This window comes from Clostridium estertheticum, from assembly GCF_018861295.1.
Lineage (GTDB): Bacteria > Bacillota > Clostridia > Clostridiales > Clostridiaceae > Clostridium_AD > Clostridium_AD estertheticum_D.
The window spans coordinates 1-1511 of the sequence record NZ_JAHLDM010000078.1; the positions used below are offsets into that span (position 1 = coordinate 1).

General features: G+C 26.4%; 1 protein-coding gene and 1 tRNA gene. Both read left to right on the forward strand.

The features are described 5' to 3' along the window. Positions 1 to 8: 8 nt before the first annotated feature. A tRNA-Lys gene (locus KPL54_RS25690) sits at positions 9 to 84 on the forward strand. A 204-nt stretch (positions 85 to 288) separates the two neighbouring features. Further along, positions 289 to 1032 carry a peptidylprolyl isomerase gene (locus KPL54_RS25695; RefSeq protein WP_216109314.1) on the forward strand — a complete coding sequence of 248 codons (744 nt, stop codon included), beginning with the start codon at positions 289 to 291 and terminating at the stop codon, positions 1030 to 1032. Positions 1033 to 1511 lie beyond the last annotated feature (479 nt).

The following is a 1511-nucleotide window of genomic DNA, read 5'->3' on the forward strand; positions in this document are numbered from 1 at the left end:
GTAAACATGGTTTACTAGCTCAGTTGGTAGAGCACATGACTTTTAATCATGGTGTCCGGAGTTCGATTCTCCGGTAAGCCACCAAAAAAAGCACTTTTATATAAAGTGTTTTTTTTGTTTTGCAGATTTAAACAAGATTTTAGAAGCTTTTAATTAAGATATTATGATGAAAAGAAATGTAGTTATATTCAAATAAATAACATGGTATAGATTTTGTTTTTTTATGGTTTTATGTTATCATGAAACCATAAAAAAAAATGCTTATAATAAATTTTAAGGAGATTAATTATGGAAAATAAAGTTTTAGCTATAGTAAATGGAAGTAAAATAACTGAAAAAGATATAGAAAGGTCATTGTTGAGATTCCCACAGGAGACACAAGACCACTATAAAACAGAAGAAGGTAAAAAAGAGTTTTTAGATCAAATGATAAATTTTGAATTAATATATAACTATGCACTTGACGGTGATATGAAGAATGATGCAGATTATATAGAGCAAATGCATCTAATTGAAAAAGACATTTTAATACAAACAGGTGTAAAAAATATAATGTCAGATATAAATATAACTGAAGAAGAGCTTGAAAATTATTATAAAGAAAATATTCAGATGTTTAAAAGTGAGGAGACTGCATCGGCTAAACATATATTAGTTGATACTTTGGAGCAAATGAAGGAGATTAAATTAGAAATAACTAATGGAATGTCTTTTGAAGAAGCAGCTAAGAAATATTCTAAATGTCCATCAGCGGCTCAAGGTGGTAGTTTAGGTAGTTTTACTAGAGGCAGAATGGTTCCAGAATTTGAAAAAGTGGCTTTTGAATTAAAAGTTGGAGAAATAAGTGAACCTGTTAAGACTCAATTTGGATATCATTTAATACAATTGGATGAGAAAAGCGCAGGGAACGTGAAAACTTTGGAAGAATCTAGGCCTATGATTGCTGAAAATATATCACATCAAAAACAAAATGAAAAATATATAAGCACTGTAACAGAATTAAAAGACAAATATAAAGTTGAAATAAAGTAAAACATATAAATAAGTTGTAATTATTACATAAGAAAGAGCCGATAATATTGGTTTTTTCTTATGTAATTAAAATATTTAATATAACTAATCTTAGAATTTAATTTAGATATTGATATATATATATAGGCGGATTCTATAGTTATTTAATATAATAAATGCGTATATTGACATAAAGTCCTAATAAAAAACATGTGGATTTAAAAATTTAAAAGAAAAATATAAATTAGCGTATAAAAAGTATTGACAAAACAAGAAATACCTAGTAAACTTGTAGAAGTCGTCACATGATGACAAAATAAATTGGTCTTTGAAAATTAAACAGAGAAATAGGTAAAGAAATAAAATAATATTTTATTTTAACCAGTCAATTACTTTAGTAAAAGTAATATTTAGTCGTAAGACTAAAAAGTATGTAATGAGCTTGCGTAACAACTTAACAGTTGTCGCAGATTAATTATTTCAACTAAAAAGTGTAAACT

Coding starts and splice junctions, on each gene's coding strand:
- KPL54_RS25695 (WP_216109314.1), top strand. CDS start 289: ATGGAAAATAAAGTTTTAGCTATAGTAAATGGAAGTAAAATAACTGAA.